This window comes from Streptomyces sp. NBC_00203 (assembly GCF_045206325.1).
GTDB lineage: Bacteria > Actinomycetota > Actinomycetes > Streptomycetales > Streptomycetaceae > Streptomyces > Streptomyces lutosisoli.
In genome coordinates this window covers 2,046,268-2,062,984 of sequence record NZ_CP108126.1, presented here as the reverse complement: position 1 = coordinate 2,062,984, position 16,717 = coordinate 2,046,268, and the positions used below count along the sequence as shown (strand labels likewise).

Genomic DNA, 16,717 nt, shown 5'->3' with positions numbered 1-16,717 from the left:
GTCAGCGCCCCGCGCAGGGACCGGTAGGCTGGTCACATGTCCGAACCGACCGGTGCCGCCCGCAGGCGCGGGCCCTTCAAGGTCGGGGACCAGGTTCAGCTGACCGACCCCAAGGGCCGCCACTACACGTTCACGCTCGAGGCCGGGAAGAACTTCCACACCCACAAGGGTTCCTTCCCCCACGACGAGCTGATCGGTGCTCCCGAGGGCAGCGTTGTCCGCACCACGGGCAACGTCGCCTATCTCGCGCTGCGCCCCCTGCTCCCCGACTACGTCCTGTCCATGCCCCGCGGCGCCGCCGTGGTCTACCCCAAGGACGCGGGGCAGATCCTGGCCTTCGCCGACATCTTCCCCGGCGCACGCGTCGTGGAAGCAGGCGTGGGCTCCGGCTCGCTCAGCAGCTTCCTGCTGCGCGCCATCGGCGACCAGGGCATGCTGCACTCCTACGAGCGCCGCGAGGACTTCGCCGAAATCGCCCAGCAGAACGTGGAGCGCTACTTCGGCGGCCCGCACCCCGCCTGGCAGCTCACCGTCGGCGACCTCCAGGACAACCTGAGCGACACCGACGTCGACCGCGTCATCCTCGACATGCTCGCCCCCTGGGAGTGCCTGGAGGCCGTCTCCAAGGCCCTCGTCCCCGGCGGCATCCTCTGCTGCTACGTGGCGACCACCACCCAGCTCGCGCGGACCGTGGAGTCCATCCGCGAGATCGGCTGCTTCAACGAGCCGACCTCCTGGGAGTCGATGATCCGCAACTGGCACGTCGAGGGCCTGGCCGTCCGCCCCGATCACCGGATGATCGGCCACACCGGCTTCCTGCTCACCGCCCGCCGCCTCGCGGACGGCGTCGAGCCGCCCATGCGCCGCCGCCGCCCCGCCAAGGGCGCATACGGCGAGGACTACACCGGTCCGAACGCCGACGGCGGCTCCGGCCGCTGACGTACCCAACGCACCACGACTGTGGCCGAGTTCCCGGAAACGCCCGGGAACTCGGCCATAGCGCTTTTCCGTTGACGCGCCGCCAGAAGTCCGGACCCCGCCGTTCCACCACACTGTGACGTGTGGCACCATGCGGGACACCCCCACCGGCACAGCCCTCACAGGAGACGCTCCTAGTGCAGCAATCCGTTGTCCCGGAACTGGCACACACGCACACCAGCCCCATCCAGTGGGTCGCCACGGCCACCGCCATCGCCGGAGTCGTCGCGCTGTCCTCCGTCCTGCAGCCCGACTCGGCGACGGCGGCATCGCCGGGCCCCGAGACGAAGTCCGCGGCGGCCGCGATCGCTCCCGACCCCGCCGGCGTCGACTTCCCGATCGAGTGCGGGCCCACCAAGGTCCTCGTCCAGAAGAAGGCCTCCGGAGACCTCGACGGTGACGGCCGCCCGGAGACCGTGGCCGTCGTCCGCTGCGACGCGGGCTCGGGCACCCCGCCCAACGGCGTCTACGTCCTCACCCAGGCCGCGGGCGCGAAGAAGCCCCGCGTCGTGGCCACCCTGGTCGACCCCAAGGACCGCCTGAGCGTCACGGACTTCGCGCTGCGCGACGAAACCGTCACCGCCACCCTGCTCGGCTACTCCTCGACCGACGTACCGAGTTGCTGCCCGGACGTGAAAGACCGCGCCAAGTGGCAGTGGAAGAACGGCGCGTTCCTCCGCTCGACCCCGTCCGAGGCCCAGAGCGTCTGAGCACCTGACGAAGTCCGCGGCACACGAAAACACCCTCCGCGCCGCGGAGGGTGTGAGAAAGCAGACAGTCGGTGACGTGGGGTACCCCTGGAGTCACTCCGCGTCAGGGCCGAAGACCTCGACCTTGTCCGAAATCCGACGTACATGGATACAGTCGCCCGGGCACTCCTTCGCGGAGTCGGTCACATCGCGCAGAAGCGGAAGCGGTACGGGCGTTGTGGCACCCGGGACCTGCAACAGCTCGTCGTCGGGGCTCTTCACATAGGCCAGACCGTCGATGTCCAGCTCAAAGACCTCGGGCGCGTACTGGGCGCAGATTCCGTCGCCGGTACAGAGATCCTGATCGATCCAGACCTCAAGTGCCTCGCCGTCGACTCCGGCCTCCTGCTGCACGGTCATTTCTCCTGCCGTTTCCTGCGCCGAGCGATCCGCCAGGCCAGCAAGTCGGGCCAGCTCTGACGGGTGTTGAACACTTCGACCCTACCTCCGTCCGCTTCCCAATCATGTTGGGTGGGTATTCCCCTGGCGTGAGGGAGAGCGCAAGGGTGAAGATCGGACACACCCCGACAGTCTTTGTGATCTAGGGGTTTCAATCGACACCCACCCAGGTAGGGTCTGGAAGCGTCCAGCTCCCCTTGGAGGAGGTGAGGACCGTGGCAGCCCACGACGACGACATGAACCGCGGCATCCGCCCGGGACGAGGGTCCGATGACCCCGCCGGGCAGATTGCCTACCTTGAGCAGGAGATCGCCGTCCTGCGACGCAAGCTCGCCGACTCTCCGCGGCACACGAGGATTCTCGAAGAGCGGATCGTCGAGCTGCAGACCAACCTGGCCGGCGTGTCCGCACAGAACGAGCGGCTCGCCAACACGCTCCGTGAGGCCCGCGACCAGATCGTGGCCCTCAAGGAAGAAGTCGACCGGCTCGCACAGCCGCCGGCAGGCTTCGGTGTCTTCCTCGTGGCGAACGAGGACGGCACGGCGGACATCTTCACCGGGGGCCGCAAGCTCCGGGTGAACGTCAGCCCCAGCGTGGAGCTCGAAGAGCTCAGGCGCGGCCAGGAAGTGATGCTCAACGAAGCCCTCAACGTGGTCGAGGCCATGGAGTACGAGAGCGTCGGCGACATCGTCACCCTCAAGGAGATCCTCGAGGACGGCGAGCGCGCCCTCGTACAGGGGCACACCGACGAGGAACGGGTGGTACGGCTCGCCGAGCCCCTCCTGGACGTCGTCATCCGACCCGGCGACGCCCTGCTTCTCGAACCCCGTTCCGGCTATGTCTACGAAGTCGTCCCGAAGAGCGAGGTCGAGGAGCTCGTCCTCGAAGAGGTCCCGGACATCGGCTACGAGCAGATCGGCGGCCTGGGAAACCAGATCGAACTGATCCGCGACGCGGTCGAGCTCCCCTACCTCTACCCCGACCTCTTCAAGGAGCACGAACTGCGGCCGCCCAAGGGCGTCCTGCTGTATGGGCCCCCCGGATGCGGCAAGACGCTCATCGCCAAGGCCGTGGCCAACTCGCTGGCCAAGAAGGTCGCCGAAGTGACCGGACAGGCCACCGGCAAGAGCTTCTTCCTCAACATCAAGGGCCCCGAGCTCCTGAACAAGTACGTCGGCGAGACCGAGCGGCAGATCCGCCTCGTCTTCCAGCGCGCACGTGAGAAGGCCAGCGAGGGCACCCCCGTCATCGTCTTCTTCGACGAGATGGAATCCCTGTTCCGCACCCGTGGATCGGGCGTCAGCTCGGACGTGGAGAACACCATCGTCCCCCAGCTGCTCGCCGAGATCGACGGCGTGGAGGGCCTGGAGAACGTGGTCGTGATCGGCGCCTCGAACCGTGAGGACATGATCGACCCCGCGATCCTGCGCCCCGGACGACTCGATGTGAAGATCAAGATCGAGCGCCCGGACGCCGAGGCCGCGAAGGACATCTTCGCGAAGTACCTCACCGCGCGCCTCCCGCTGCACTCCGACGACCTCGGTGAGCACGGCGGGGACCGGGCGGCCACCGTCCACGGCATGATCCAGACCGCCGTGGAACAGATGTACGCCGAGTCCGAGGAGAACCGCTTCCTCGAGGTCACCTACGCCAACGGCGACAAGGAAGTCCTCTACTTCAAGGACTTCAACTCCGGCGCCATGATCGAGAACATCGTCGGCCGCGCCAAGAAGGCGGCCATCAAGGCCTTCCTCGAGGCGAACCAGAAGGGCCTTCGGGTCTCCCACCTCCTCCAGGCCTGCGTGGACGAGTTCAAGGAGAACGAGGACCTGCCGAACACCACCAACCCGGACGACTGGGCCCGAATCTCCGGCAAGAAGGGCGAACGGATCGTCTACATCCGTACCCTCGTCACCGGAAAGCAGGGCGCGGACACCGGACGCTCCATCGACACGGTGGCGAACACCGGTCAGTACCTGTAAAAGACAGGGCGGCTGCGGGTGCCCTCAGCGGGTACCCGCAGCCGACTGTTTTCCGGGGCACGGCTGGAGCAGAGCAATGACGCAAATGATCTCCCCACCAGCGCAAAGGCGCTCTAGGCTCTTTCGTACCGCCGAGTCGCGCGTTGCGGGGACGGGCACCGCACACGCACCGGAGCACCAGCGGTACTTGAGCAGCGCCCCCGACCGAGGGCGCTGCCGGGCAAGGAGGGCCGCATGACCGTACGGCGAGTAATGGGCATCGAGACGGAGTACGGGATTTCCGTCCCCGGCCACCCCAACGCCAATGCCATGCTCACCTCATCCCAGATCGTCAACGCCTACGCGGCGGCGATGCACCGGGCGCGCCGCGCCCGCTGGGACTTCGAGGAGGAGAACCCGCTGCGGGACGCGCGAGGCTTCGACCTCGCCCGCGAGGCCGCCGACTCCAGCCAGCTCACCGACGAGGACATCGGCCTGGCCAATGTCATCCTCACCAACGGCGCACGGCTGTACGTGGACCACGCACACCCGGAGTACAGCGCTCCCGAGGTCACCAACCCGCTGGACGCCGTCCTGTGGGACAAGGCCGGCGAACGCATCATGGCGGAGGCCGCGGAGCGCGCGGCCCAGCTCCCCGGCGCCCAGCCGATCCACCTCTACAAGAACAACACCGACAACAAGGGCGCCTCGTACGGCACGCACGAGAACTACCTGATGAAGCGGGAGACCCCCTTCTCGGACATCGTGCGCCACCTCACGCCGTTCTTCGTCTCACGCCAGGTCGTCACCGGAGCGGGCCGCGTCGGAATCGGCCAGGACGGACACGAACACGGCTTCCAGCTCAGCCAGCGCGCCGACTACTTCGAGGTCGAGGTGGGCCTGGAGACCACCCTGAAGCGCCCCATCATCAACACCCGCGACGAGCCGCACGCGGACGCCGAGAAGTACCGCAGGCTGCACGTGATCATCGGCGACGCGAACCTCTCCGAGATCTCGACCTATCTCAAGCTGGGCACGACGGCCCTGGTCCTGTCCATGATCGAGGACGGCTTCATCGCCGTGGACCTCGCCGTCGACCAGCCCGTACGCACCCTCCACCAGGTCTCGCACGATCCGACCCTCAAGCGCCTGGTCACGCTCCGTAGCGGACGCACACTCACCGCTGTGCAATTGCAGATGGAGTACTTCGAGCTGTCGCGCAAGTACGTGGAAGAACGGTTCGGGGCCGACGCGGACGAGCAGACCAAGGACGTCCTGTTCCGCTGGGAGGACACCCTGAACCGCCTGGAGAACGACCCGATGAGCCTCTCCGGAGAGCTCGACTGGGTCGCCAAGCGGGAACTCATGGAGGGCTACCGACGCCGTGACGGCCTCGACTGGGACGCCGCCCGGCTGCACCTGGTCGACCTCCAGTACGCCGACGTACGCGCCGAGAAGGGCCTCTACAACCGCCTCGCGGCACGCGGCAAGATGAAGCGCCTGCTCGACGAGTCGGACGTCGAGCGGGCCCGCACCAAGCCGCCGGAGGACACGCGCGCGTACTTCCGCGGACGCTGCCTGGAGCAGTACGCGGACGACGTCGCGGCCGCCTCCTGGGACTCGGTGATCTTCGATCTGCCCGGCCGGGACTCGCTCCAGCGCGTCCCAACCCTGGAGCCGCTTCGCGGAACGCGTAATCACGTCAAGGAGCTCCTCGACCGCTGCCGTACGGCTGAGGACCTGGTCAGGGTCCTTTCGGGCGGCTGAGCGGGCACCTGTCCGGCACCCGCCGGACAGGGTGGAAAGTCCGGCGTACGGGAATCATCGAGGTGGCCCCCGTACGTTGTAGCAACTGCGGGGCCGATGTCGGACCCTGCTTGTAGGGTCTGATCAAGAACGTCGAACCGAGCGGGGTGAGGGTTATGGCGACCAAGGACACCGGCGGCGGACAGCAGAAGGCGACGCGCAACACCGAGGAGGTCGAGGAGACAGCGCAAGACGCGCAGGCCTCCGAGGACCTCAAGGAGCGCCAGGAGAAGCTGAGCGACGATGTCGACTCCGTCCTGGACGAGATTGACGATGTCCTCGAGGAGAATGCCGAGGACTTCGTTCGAAGTTTCGTTCAGAAAGGTGGCGAGTAGCCTTCGAATCGGAGGTAGCGGGGGCTTCCGGGTTGGTAAACGAAGAAGGCGTGAAGCGCTGCTCGCGGTGCAAGGAGTCCAAGCCGCGAGCGGCCTTCGCCAGCAACAGATCGGCCCATGATGGGCTGCAGGCCTACTGTCGAGAGTGCTGGGCGGAGTACCACCAAACTCGACAGCTGGCCAAGGGCAAGAATGTCAGGCCGAGGGTGAGAGTGCCCGAAGGTCACAAGTTCTGCCCAGGCTGCGGGGAGATCAAGCCCCATAGCGACTGGCATCGCAATGCGACCGCCTCCGACGGTCTCTCGACGAGTTGCAAGGCCTGTAGGGCAGCCAGGGGACGTGCGGGGCACTTGAAGCGCCAATACGGCCTCACCGAAGCTGACCGTGACGAGATGGTGGCCTCTCAAATGGGGCTCTGCGTGATCTGTTTGAAAGCTCCTGCCATTCATGTGGATCACTGCCACGAGACGGGTAGGGTCCGTGGCGTACTGTGCTTCAACTGCAATTCGGCCATCGGCAAGTTGGGAGATGATCCCGACGCTGTTCGTCGGGCTGCCGCCTACTTGGAAGGATCCTCGTGGAAGCCAACACTCGTAGCACCGGGCGTCTACCAGCTGCCTTCCTGACGCCTGGGTCGTCGTCCTTCATGGACTTCCTGTCCGAGCACCAGCCGGAGATGCTCCCGGGCAAGCGGCAGCTGCCGCCCGTCCAGGGCGTCATCGAGGCCCCGCACGGCACGACCATCGTCGCCGTCACGTTCCCCGGAGGTGTGGTCCTCGCCGGTGACCGGCGGGCCACCATGGGCAACATGATCGCGCAGCGCGACATCGAGAAGGTCTTCCCGGCTGACGAGTACTCGGCGGTGGGCATTGCCGGTACGGCGGGTCTGGCCGTCGAGATGGTGAAGCTGTTCCAGTTGGAGCTGGAGCACTTCGAGAAGGTGGAGGGTGCCCAACTCTCCCTGGAGGGCAAGGCGAACCGCCTGTCCACGATGATCCGTTCCAACCTCGGCATGGCCCTGCAGGGTCTGGCCGTGGTCCCGCTCTTCGCCGGGTTCGACGTGGACCGTGGCAAGGGCCGCATCTTCTCCTACGACGTCACGGGCGGCCGCTCCGAGGAGCACGGCTACGCGGCCACGGGATCCGGCTCGATCTTCGCGCGCGGCGCCATGAAGAAGCTGTACGGCAACGATCTGAACGAACAGCAGGCCACGACCCTCGTCATCCAGGCCCTGTACGACGCGGCCGACGACGACTCGGCGACGGGTGGCCCCGATGTCGCCCGCCGGATCTATCCGATCGTCACCGTGATCACCGAGGACGGCTTCCGCCGGCTTACCGACGAGGAGTCCTCCGAGATCGCCCGCGCGATCCTGGAGCGGCGCCTGGAGCAGCCCGACGGCCCGCGGGCCGCGCTGCTCTGACCCGGCCCTTCTTGCCCAGGTGACCCAGTGACTTCGACTGAAAGGGACGGATAACCGGTGTCGACGCCGTTCTATGTCTCACCCCAGCAGGCCATGGCCGATCGGGCCGAGTACGCCCGCAAGGGCATCGCCCGCGGCCGCAGCCTGGTCGTGCTGCAGTACGCCGACGGCATCGTGTTCGTCGGCGAGAACCCGTCCCGGGCGCTGCACAAGTTCAGCGAGATCTATGACCGGATCGGCTTCGCGGCCGCCGGCAAGTACAACGAGTACGAGAACCTTCGGATCGGTGGCGTGCGCTACGCCGATCTTCGGGGTTACACCTACGACCGTGACGACGTGACCGCTCGTGGTCTCGCCAACGTCTATGCCCAGACTCTGGGCACGATTTTCTCGTCGGCTGCTGAGAAGCCGTACGAGGTGGAGTTGGTGGTTGCCGAGGTGGGGGAGACCCCTGAGGGTGACCAGATCTATCGGCTGCCGCACGACGGGTCGATCGTGGATGAGCACGGGTCGGTCGCGGTCGGTGGAAACGCCGAGCAGATCAGTACCTATCTCGATCAGCGTCATGAGGACGGGATGTCGCTGGCGGGGGCGCTGAAGCTGGCGGTGCAGTCGCTGTCGCGGGAGCCGAACGGTGGTGAGCGGGAGATTCCCGCGGAGCGGCTGGAGGTCGCGGTGCTGGACCGTACGCGGCCGCAGAAGCGGAAGTTCAAGCGGATCGTGGGGCGTCAGCTTTCCCGGTTGCTGGAGGCCGGGGGTGCGGAGACCGCCACGGAGGCCGAGGACGGCGACGACGAGGAGTGACCGCCTCTGCTTTGCCTTGTCCATCGCGCGCCCCGGCCGAATTGGTCGGGGCGCTCGGCGTTTCCGATGGGGGTTGTCGTTTGGGGGGTCGGGGCCGCGCCGGTACGTCCAGCCCGTCGCCGGTGGGCATTGCTGTTTGCTGCCACAGCATGAACTTGGCCATAACCACGTATGCGACGGGCTGGACGTACCGGCACGGCCCCTTCCGTGCGTCGCCGACCGCGGGTGCGTCGTCGTACGGGGTGAGGGTGCGTGTCGGCTGGGGTGTGTGGGGCCCCGTGTGTCGTCGGCTGCGGGTGCGTGTCGGTTGGGGATGGGTGGGGGATCAGGTGGCGGGCTGGCGGGGTGGGGCTGTGGAGCCTCGTACGACCAGTTCTACCGGGATGTCGCCCTGTGGGGGTGTGCGGTCGTCCAGGACGGCCAGGAGGGCTTCCATGCCCTGTGCGCCGAAGCGTTCGGCGTCCAGGCGGACGGTGGTCAGTTCTGGGTCGATGGCTCGGGAGAGGGCCAGGTCGTCCAGGCCGGTGATGGAGAGGTCGTCGGGGATGTGGAGGCCGAGGCGGCGGGCCGCTTTGTAGGCGCCGGCTGCGAGTTTGTCGTCGTCGCAGACCAGGGCCGTGGGGCGGGGGCCGGGGGCGGCGAGTGCTGTTTCGGCGGCGTTGAGGGCGTCCTCGATGGTGATGGGGGCGCGCGTGGTGCGGAGGTCTGTGCCGGGGACCTCGGACAGGCGGGTGGCCAGTTCTCGGGCGCGTACCTCGAAGGTCCAGGAGGGGATGTCGGCCGCCAGGTGCAGGAAGCGGCGGTGGCCGAGGGCCAGGAGGTGTTCGGCGACCTGGCGTACGCCGTCCTTGATGTCGAGATTGACCGTGGCCGCGCCCAGGCTGCCCTCGGGGTCGCTGTCGAGCATGACCAGGGGGAGCTGGTCGCCGCGGATCGCCGTGAGGGCGTCGGCGGCCATGGAGGAGGCGATCACGCCGTCGAGGGCCGCTGCCGCCGAGCCGAAGGGGTTGCGGGCGGGGCCGATGCCCTCGGGGGAGGGGTAGAGGACCACGCCGAAGCCGTGTTCGGCCGCGACGCGGGCCGCGCCGGTGTAGACGCCCGCGAAGAATTCGGTGGTGAGCGCGGGGACCACCAGGAGGACCGTGCGGGTGCGGCCCAGGCGGAGGTTGCGGGCGGCAAGGTTCGGGCGGTAGCCGAGCTCCTGGGCGGCTTCCCGGACCCGCTGTGCCGTGGCCTCGGAGACCCGGCCGCGCCACTTGTCTCCCAGGACGAGGGAGACGGCGGCCTGGGAGACCCCGGCGGCCTGGGCGACGTCACGGCTCGTGGGGCGCGTACTACCTCGTGCCACCGTCGACCTGCTCCCTCGTATGGACTCACGGACAGCGCACATGGTACGTATGGAGAGCGGCGTTATACGTAAAACTTCCGGCGTCGCGCGCTACGAGAAGGGCTCGACATGGCTGCGGGGTACCTGGAGATCCTCAGGGCGAGGCACGCCACCCGGCTGCTCGTCGGCACCCTCATAGGGCGGCTGCCGAACGCCACCGCCGCCATCGCCGTCGTGCTCTTCATCCGCGCCGAGGGCGGCACGTACAGCCTGGCGGGCGTGCTGGCCGCCGTGTACGGCGTGGCCAATGCGGTGGGGCAGCCGCTGCTGGGGCGCCTTGTGGACGTGTATGGGCAGCCGCGGGTGCAACTGCCCGCCGCGCTCGTCTCGGCTCTCGGGATGAGCGTGTTCGCGTTCGCGGGCACGCAGACGCCGTCGCTCGCGTATGCCTCGATGGCCGTTGCCGGGCTCTTCACGCCGCCCCTGGAGGGCGGTCTGCGGGCGCTGTGGCCCTCTGTCCTGCGCAGGGAGGACCAGGTGCACACGGCGTACGCGATGGACGCCGTGGCGCAGGAAGTCATGTTCACGGTGGGGCCGTTGCTGGTGACGCTGTGCGTGTCGCTCTGGTCCGCGCAGGCCGCGCTGCTCGTGCTGAATGCCATCGGCGTGCTGGGCGCCCTCTCCGTAGTCGTGTCGCCGCCCTCGCGCGCGTGGCGCTCGGCACCGCGCGAGGCGCACTGGCTCGGCGCGTTGCGCTCGTCCGGGCTGCTGGCCCTCCTCGCCGCCTTCCTGTTCGTCGGGATCGCCCTCGGTTCCATCACGGTCGCGGCGGTGTCGTACGCCGACGGCCACGGCGGGGACGCGGTGTACGGCTGGCTGATGGCGGGCATCGGTCTCGGCGCTCTCGTCGGCGGCGCGGTGTACGGCGTGCGGCAGTGGAGCGGCGCGCCGGAGCGGCGACTGCGGGTGCTCGTCGCCCTTCTGGCGGTGTGTTACCTGCCGCTGACGCTGGTGCCGGGCCCGGTCGCCATGACGGCGCTCACCGCGCTCGCCGGAGTGTTCCTGGCGCCCTGTATCGCCTGTGCGTTCGTCCTCGTCGACCGGCACGCGCCGCGCGGCACGGTCACCGAGGCGTTCTCCTGGCTTGTGACGACGTTCACCGTGGGCGCGTCGGTCGGAACGGGCCTCGCGGGACCCGTAGTCGAGTGGGGCGGGGCGGTGTGGGGCTTCGCCGTACCGGGTGCCGCCGGGGCCGCCGCGCTGGTGGTTCTGCTGGCCACGGGGCGGGTCCTCGCAGCTACCGGGGACAGCGCGGTCGTTGCGGTCTCATCGGAAAATGATCCAAACCGTGCTGTCGAACCCCGTTTCAGCTCGGGGGATCGGGCGTAATGTTCAGTCATGGACCGCCGCATTTTCGGGCTGGAGAACGAGTACGGCGTCACGTGTACGTTCAGGGGACAGCGTCGCCTGTCTCCCGACGAGGTGGCGCGGTACCTCTTCCGCCGTGTCGTGTCATGGGGCCGCAGCAGTAATGTCTTTCTGCGGAACGGTGCCCGCCTCTATCTCGACGTGGGATCACATCCGGAATACGCGACACCCGAATGTGACAACGTGACGGAACTCGTCACCCACGACAAGGCCGGCGAGCGCATTCTCGAAGGACTCCTGGTGGACGCCGAACGACGCCTGCACGAGGAAGGAATCGCGGGCGACGTCTACCTGTTCAAGAACAACACCGACTCGGCAGGTAACTCCTACGGGTGCCATGAGAACTATCTGGTGGCCCGGCACGGGGAGTTCTCCCGACTCGCGGACATCCTCATTCCGTTCCTCGTCACGAGGCAGCTTCTGTGCGGTGCCGGCAAGGTGCTGCAGACCCCGCGCGGCGCCGTGTACTGCGTCAGCCAGCGCGCCGAGCACATCTGGGAGGGCGTCAGCTCCGCGACGACCCGCTCCCGGCCCATCATCAACACCCGCGACGAACCGCACGCCGACGCCGAGCGCTACCGCAGGCTGCACGTCATCGTCGGCGACTCGAACATGTCCGAGACGACCATGCTTCTCAAGGTCGGAGCCACCGACCTCGTCCTGCGCATGATCGAGGCGGGCACGGTGATGCGTGACCTCACCCTGGAGAACCCCATTCGGGCGATCCGCGAGGTCAGCCACGACATCACGGGCCGCCGCAAGGTGCGCCTGGCCAGTGGCCGCGAGGCCTCCGCGCTCGAAGTGCAGCGCGAGTACTACGAGAAGGCCGTGGACTTCTGCGAGCGCCGCGGAATCCGCACCGGCACCGTCGAGCAGGTCCTGGAACTGTGGGGCCGTGTGCTCGACTCGATCGAGGCCGAGGACCTCGACCGGATCGGTACCGAAATCGACTGGGTCATGAAGTACCAGCTCATCGAGCGGTACCGAGCCAAGCACAACATGACGATGTCCCACCCGAGGGTCGCGCAGATAGACCTCGCCTACCACGACATCCACCGTCGCCGAGGGCTGTACTACCTGTTGGAGAGGAAGGGACAAGCCGCCCGGATCTGCAACGACTTGAAGATCTTCGAGGGCAAGTCCGTGCCGCCCCAGACCACTCGGGCGCGGCTGCGGGGCGACTTCATCCGGCGCGCTCAGGAACAGCGCCGCGATTTCACCGTCGACTGGGTCCATCTGAAGCTGAACGACCAGGCACAGCGCACCGTGTTGTGCAAGGACCCGTTCCGTTCGGTCGACGACAGGGTGGAGAAGCTCATCGCGGGAATGTGATGCGTACGTTCCGGGAGTGAATCCGGAACGCAACGCGGGGCGCCGTACGTTTTCCGTACGGCGCCCTTCTCACGTCGTAGAGTTGCGCGCACGCCATCAACCAAGATCGATCGATACGAGGCCCTCACCGTGCGCCGACGCTCACTCCTCATCGCCGTACCCGCTGGATTGGTCACACTCGCCGGATGCGGTGACGACGGCAAGTCAGACACGGCCAAGTCCAGCAGCAGCCCGTCGGCTTCGGCCTCCGCCTCGTCGGCCCCGCCGCCGAAGATCGTCGACGGTCCGCTGCCGGCCATCACCGCCGGTACGAAGTTCGACGAGAAGCCGACCGTCGCCAAGGGCACCGGGGATCCGTCGAAGAACCTGGCGGTCAGGACGGCCATCGCGGGAGGCGGCCGGACGGTCGCGGAGAACGACTACATCCAGGCCAACTACCTGGGCCAGATCTGGGACACGGCGAAGGTCTTCGACAACTCCTACGACCGCAAGACGCCCCTGGTCATCCAGCTCGCGCAGGGCGGCATCATCGACGGCTGGCGTTACGGCCTGGTGGGCAAGAAGGTGGGCAGCCGCGTCGAGATGGCGGTGCCGCCGACCTGGGGTTACGGCACGTCGGGCAACACCCAGGCGGGCATCAAGGGCACCGACACGCTGGTGTTCGTCGTCGACATCCAGAACACCTTCAACGCCAAGAGCTCCGCCAAGGGCAAGGATGTCGCGCAGAGCGACGCGGCCCTCCCGAAGGTCGGCACCAACACCGACGGCAAGGCCCCCTCCATCACCGTGCCGAAGGCGACCGCCCCGACCAAGCTCGTGGCGAACTACGTGATCGAGGGCGACGGCGACGAGGTCAAGGCCGACAGCAGCGTCCTCGTGCAGTACGAGGGTGTGCTCTGGGACGGCGGCAAGGAGTTCGACTCGACGTACGGCCGGGGCCAGCTGACCTCGTTCTCGCTCCAGCAGGTCGTCAAGGGCTGGTCCCAGGGCCTGACCGGCAAGAAGGTCGGCAGCCGCGTCCTCATCGTCGTCCCGCCGAGCCTGGGCTACGGCGACAGCCCGCCGAGTGGCAGCGGTATCAAGAAGGACTCCACGCTCGTCTTCTCGGTCGACATCCTGGCGAAGATGTAACCCCTCCGGGGATGTAAGACTGTCCGAGTTGCCTTTACGTAAACAAGCAGGAGCTAGAGACGTGAGCATCGAGAAGCCCGAGATCGACTTCCCGGAGGGTGAGCCCCCGGCGGACCTCCAGATCAAGGACATCTGGGAGGGCGACGGCCCGGTCGCCAAGGCCGGCGACTTCGTCAAGGTCCACTACGTGGGCGTGGCCTTCTCCACCGGTGAGGAGTTCGACGCCTCCTGGAACCGCGGCAACCCGCTGGAGTTCAAGCTCGGTGCCGGCCAGGTCATCAGCGGCTGGGACCAGGGCGTGCAGGGCATGAAGGTCGGCGGTCGCCGCGAGCTGGTCATCCCGGCGCACCTCGCGTACGGCGACCGCGGCGCCGGCGGTGGCGTCATCGCCCCCGGCGAGACGCTGATCTTCGTCTGCGACCTGGTCGCGGTCTGACACCAGCACGGGGATCGGCGTCGGGGTTGATGGTCATGGAGTTCCGGCTCCGGTCCGATCATCATGAAGGCCCGACTTCGGTCCGATCTTCGTACGCCGTGTGATCAGGGTCTGACCGGACCCGATCACCTGGGGCCCATGCCTGTCCGGGCATGGGCCCTCGGCTTTTGCCGCGACACTCCGGAGCGGTACGGTCATCGGTCGGAAGCACCATAGGGAAGGGCATCGATGGCCATTGCCAAGGCCGAGCGGCTGATGAACCTGGCGCTGTGTCTGCTCGGGACTCGGCGGCCGCTCAGCAAGCGCGAACTCCGTGAGTCCATCGAGGCCTATCTGGAAGCCGGCTCCGACGACTCCTTCAACCGGATGTTCGAGCGCGACAAGGACGATCTCCGCGAGCTCGGCCTGGTCATCGAGACGGTCGAGAACCTCGACGGCGAGGTCGGCTACCTCGCCCGCCGCGACAGCAACCGCCTCCCGCCCATCACCCTCGACGCCGAGGAGGCAGCCGCCCTCGGCCTCGCCGCGAAGGTCTGGCAGCAGGCCCGGCTGGCCGGTGCCGCGAGCGGCGCCCTGCAGAAGCTGCGTGCCGCGGGTCTGCCCGAGGACGTGGACCCCTACGAGGCCCATGGCGCCCTGGAACCGCACATCCCCGTCCACGAGGCGGCCTTCGAACCGCTGATGCTCGCCCTCCGTGACCGCCGTCCGGTCGTCTTCGACTACCGCAAGGCCACCGCCGCGCACCCCGAGACCCGGCACGTCGAGCTGTGGGCCCTGGAGTGCTGGCGCGGTCACTGGTACGTCGCGGGCTGGGACCGCGACCGCGCCGCCGAGCGTGTCTTCCGGCTCTCCCGGATCACCGGCAAGGTCCGCGCCCGCGCGGGGCGGTACACGGCCGAGGTACCCGACGTCGTCACCGTGCGCGAGACCGTCGCGAGCTGGGCGGGGGAGATCGCCGACCGCTCCGCGCTGATCCGGCTGCGCAGCGGCTCGGGCTACCCGCTGCGGGCCAAGGCCGTCTCGGTGCGGGAACTGGGCGACGGCTGGGACGAGTTGGAGATTCCGTACGGGCACGGCCTGGACGCCTGGCTCGTCGAGTTCGGGCCCGACGTGGTGGTCCTGGAGCCCGCCGAACTGCGGGCCGATGTGGTGGACCGGCTGCGCGCTGTGGCCAAGGGCTGAGGGGGAACGTAAGAAAGTGGCAGGAAAACCGGCCAGGCCCACGAACGCGATCGACCAGACCCGGCGGATGCTCTCCCTGGTGACATATCTGCGCGAGCGCCCCGGCGCCCGCGTCGGTGACGTGGCCCGGGCCTTCGGGATCACCGAGGACGAGCTGATCTCCGATCTCGACGTGCTGCCGCTGTGCGGGACCAGCTTCCGCGGCGGTGATCTGCTCGACATCGACACCGACGGCGACCGGATCTGGTGGCACAACCCGGACGACGTCGCGGAGCCTCTGCGTATCGCCGCCGACGAGGCGACCGCGCTGCTGGTGGCCGCCCGCGCGGTGTCCACGCTGCCGGGCCTGCGCGAGGGCGACCGGCAGGCGCTGCTGCGCGCCACCGCCAAGGTGGAGGCCGCCTCCGGCGAGGCGGCGGGCGCCAGCTCCCGGCTGTCCGTGACCTTCGAGTCGGAGGGCGGCGTTTTCGCGGACGTCGACCGGGCGATCTCCGAGCGGCGCCGGCTGTGGATCCGCTACTACTCGCCCTCGCGGGACGAGCTCACCGAGCGCGAGATCGACCCGATCCGGCTGGTCAGCGTCGGCCACACCTATGTGGAGGCCTGGTGCCGCCGTTCCGAGGCACGCCGCACCTTCCGGCTCGACCGGGTCGCCGAGATCCGCATCCTGGACGAGCCGTCCGCGCCGCCCGAGGTGGAGCTGCGGGACCTCTCCGAGGGGCTTGTGCAGCCCGCGGCCGAGGATCCCGAGGTGGTCGTCGAGGTGGGGCCCGGCGGGCGCTGGGTCGCCGAGTACTACCCGCACGACAGCGCGGATGAGCTGCCGGACGGCGGGCTGCGTATCACCCTGCGGACCCCCGATCCCACGTCACTGCGCCGACTGGCGCTGCGCCTCGGCGGCGACGGCCGGATCGTGTCGCCGCAGGACCTCGCGGACAGCGCCCGGCAGGCCGCCCGGGAGGCGCTCGCGGCCTACGACGGGCTCGACGGGCTCGACGGGCTTCAAGGGGATCAGGACGGGCCGTACGACAGGCAGGAGCAGGGGCTTTGAGCACGTCGTCGATGTCTGGTGCGCCGGAGAAGGCCGGAACCCCGGAGAAGGCCGCTGTTTCGGAGAAGACCGGCGGGCCGGGGAGAGCGGGGGCGCCTTCCGGTGCGCCGGAGATGTCGGTGGTGGCCGCGTTCGCCGGGATGAGAAGGGTGGTCGACGTGATGTTCAAGGCCGCCTGCCCCGACTGCCGGGCCGGCTTCGAGCTCAGGGCGAGCGCCCTGCGGCTGGCCATCGGCGCCAGCAGCCGCACCACCTTCTACTCCTTCACCTGCCCCGAGTGCGGCATCGCCGTGCGCAAGCCCGCGGGCGAGCGCATCGTCGAGCTGCTCACCGGAGGCGGGGTGCGGACCCTGCGCCTGCACTCCACCCTCTAGG

General features: G+C 68.3%; 17 protein-coding genes. 15 read left to right on the top strand and 2 right to left on the bottom strand.

Annotated elements, in window-relative coordinates:
* The first annotated feature begins 36 nt into the window (after positions 1–36).
* Together OG975_RS09595 and OG975_RS09590 are read left to right on the top strand one after the other, a co-directional pair.
* Positions 37–939 carry a tRNA (adenine-N1)-methyltransferase gene (locus OG975_RS09595; protein WP_330303350.1) on the top strand — a complete coding sequence of 301 codons (903 nt, stop codon included), beginning with the start codon at positions 37–39 and terminating at the stop codon, positions 937–939.
* 176 nt (positions 940–1,115) lie between these two features.
* A complete protein-coding gene (locus tag OG975_RS09590; protein WP_406328719.1) occupies positions 1,116–1,688 on the top strand; it encodes a hypothetical protein in 573 nt (190 codons plus the stop codon).
* A 93-nt stretch (positions 1,689–1,781) separates the two neighbouring features.
* Here the strand turns inward: OG975_RS09590 and OG975_RS09585 are convergent, their stop codons facing one another.
* Positions 1,782–2,087, bottom strand: a complete 306-nt coding sequence (locus OG975_RS09585; protein WP_406328718.1) for a ferredoxin — start codon at positions 2,085–2,087, stop codon at positions 1,782–1,784.
* Between the two features lie 254 nt (positions 2,088–2,341).
* On the opposite strand from OG975_RS09585, the gene arc reads away from it, so the two are divergent.
* The 6 genes from arc to prcA all read left to right on the top strand — a co-directional run bounded on the left by arc (position 2,342) and on the right by prcA (position 8,455).
* Entirely contained in the window at positions 2,342–4,108 is a 1,767-nt protein-coding gene (gene arc, locus OG975_RS09580) for a proteasome ATPase (RefSeq protein ID WP_406328717.1), read from the top strand.
* Between the two features lie 234 nt (positions 4,109–4,342).
* Positions 4,343–5,854 carry a depupylase/deamidase Dop gene (dop, locus tag OG975_RS09575; RefSeq protein ID WP_406328716.1) on the top strand — a complete coding sequence of 504 codons (1,512 nt, stop codon included), beginning with the start codon at positions 4,343–4,345 and terminating at the stop codon, positions 5,852–5,854.
* Between the two features lie 155 nt (positions 5,855–6,009).
* Positions 6,010–6,228: a ubiquitin-like protein Pup gene (locus OG975_RS09570; protein WP_362077744.1), complete on the top strand. Its 219-nt coding sequence runs from the start codon at positions 6,010–6,012 to the stop codon at positions 6,226–6,228.
* A gap of 32 nt (positions 6,229–6,260) precedes the next feature.
* Positions 6,261–6,854 (top strand): endonuclease VII domain-containing protein, encoded by a 594-nt coding sequence (locus OG975_RS09565; protein ID WP_406328715.1) that lies wholly within the window; start codon positions 6,261–6,263, stop codon positions 6,852–6,854.
* Complete coding sequence (gene prcB, locus OG975_RS09560; RefSeq protein WP_406328714.1) at positions 6,806–7,651, top strand: proteasome subunit beta; 846 nt, start codon at positions 6,806–6,808, stop codon at positions 7,649–7,651. Before OG975_RS09565 ends, prcB begins: the two co-directional genes overlap by 49 nt.
* Before the next feature lie 57 nt (positions 7,652–7,708).
* Complete coding sequence (gene prcA / locus OG975_RS09555; RefSeq protein WP_406328713.1) at positions 7,709–8,455, top strand: proteasome subunit alpha; 747 nt, start codon at positions 7,709–7,711, stop codon at positions 8,453–8,455.
* Positions 8,456–8,780: 325 nt separating this feature from the next.
* Here the strand turns inward: prcA and OG975_RS09550 are convergent, their stop codons facing one another.
* Positions 8,781–9,803: a LacI family DNA-binding transcriptional regulator gene (locus OG975_RS09550; protein ID WP_406328712.1), complete on the bottom strand. Its 1,023-nt coding sequence runs from the start codon at positions 9,801–9,803 to the stop codon at positions 8,781–8,783.
* 108 nt (positions 9,804–9,911) lie between these two features.
* On the opposite strand from OG975_RS09550, the gene OG975_RS09545 reads away from it, so the two are divergent.
* The 7 genes from OG975_RS09545 to OG975_RS09515 all read left to right on the top strand — a co-directional run bounded on the left by OG975_RS09545 (position 9,912) and on the right by OG975_RS09515 (position 16,716).
* The gene (locus tag OG975_RS09545) at positions 9,912–11,171 is read left to right on the top strand and encodes an MFS transporter (RefSeq protein WP_406328711.1); all 1,260 of its coding nucleotides are present in this window, start codon (positions 9,912–9,914) and stop codon (positions 11,169–11,171) included.
* 9 nt (positions 11,172–11,180) lie between these two features.
* Entirely contained in the window at positions 11,181–12,542 is a 1,362-nt protein-coding gene (gene pafA, locus OG975_RS09540; RefSeq protein ID WP_019066118.1) for a Pup--protein ligase, read from the top strand.
* Between the two features lie 129 nt (positions 12,543–12,671).
* Positions 12,672–13,673, top strand: a complete 1,002-nt coding sequence (locus tag OG975_RS09535) for an FKBP-type peptidyl-prolyl cis-trans isomerase (protein ID WP_406328710.1) — start codon at positions 12,672–12,674, stop codon at positions 13,671–13,673.
* Positions 13,674–13,734: 61 nt separating this feature from the next.
* Positions 13,735–14,109 (top strand): FKBP-type peptidyl-prolyl cis-trans isomerase, encoded by a 375-nt coding sequence (locus OG975_RS09530; RefSeq protein WP_406328709.1) that lies wholly within the window; start codon positions 13,735–13,737, stop codon positions 14,107–14,109.
* Positions 14,110–14,337: 228 nt separating this feature from the next.
* Positions 14,338–15,291: a helix-turn-helix transcriptional regulator gene (locus tag OG975_RS09525; RefSeq protein WP_406328708.1), complete on the top strand. Its 954-nt coding sequence runs from the start codon at positions 14,338–14,340 to the stop codon at positions 15,289–15,291.
* A gap of 16 nt (positions 15,292–15,307) precedes the next feature.
* A complete protein-coding gene (locus OG975_RS09520; protein WP_406328707.1) occupies positions 15,308–16,342 on the top strand; it encodes a helix-turn-helix transcriptional regulator in 1,035 nt (344 codons plus the stop codon).
* 113 nt (positions 16,343–16,455) lie between these two features.
* Entirely contained in the window at positions 16,456–16,716 is a 261-nt protein-coding gene (locus tag OG975_RS09515) for a hypothetical protein (RefSeq protein WP_406336221.1), read from the top strand.
* Position 16,717: the final 1 nt, after the last annotated feature.

What these genes read in the sequence shown, in the direction of transcription:
- OG975_RS09595 (WP_330303350.1), top strand. Translation starts at nt 37, where the DNA reads ATGTCCGAACCGACCGGTGCCGCCCGCAGGCGCGGGCCCTTCAAGGTC.
- OG975_RS09585 (WP_406328718.1), bottom strand. Translation starts at nt 2,087, where the DNA reads ATGACCGTGCAGCAGGAGGCCGGAGTCGACGGCGAGGCACTTGAGGTC.
- dop (WP_406328716.1), top strand. Translation starts at nt 4,343, where the DNA reads ATGACCGTACGGCGAGTAATGGGCATCGAGACGGAGTACGGGATTTCC.
- OG975_RS09570 (WP_362077744.1), top strand. Translation starts at nt 6,010, where the DNA reads ATGGCGACCAAGGACACCGGCGGCGGACAGCAGAAGGCGACGCGCAAC.
- OG975_RS09545 (WP_406328711.1), top strand. Translation starts at nt 9,912, where the DNA reads ATGGCTGCGGGGTACCTGGAGATCCTCAGGGCGAGGCACGCCACCCGG.
- pafA (WP_019066118.1), top strand. Translation starts at nt 11,181, where the DNA reads ATGGACCGCCGCATTTTCGGGCTGGAGAACGAGTACGGCGTCACGTGT.
- OG975_RS09525 (WP_406328708.1), top strand. Translation starts at nt 14,338, where the DNA reads ATGGCCATTGCCAAGGCCGAGCGGCTGATGAACCTGGCGCTGTGTCTG.
- OG975_RS09515 (WP_406336221.1), top strand. Translation starts at nt 16,456, where the DNA reads ATGTCGGTGGTGGCCGCGTTCGCCGGGATGAGAAGGGTGGTCGACGTG.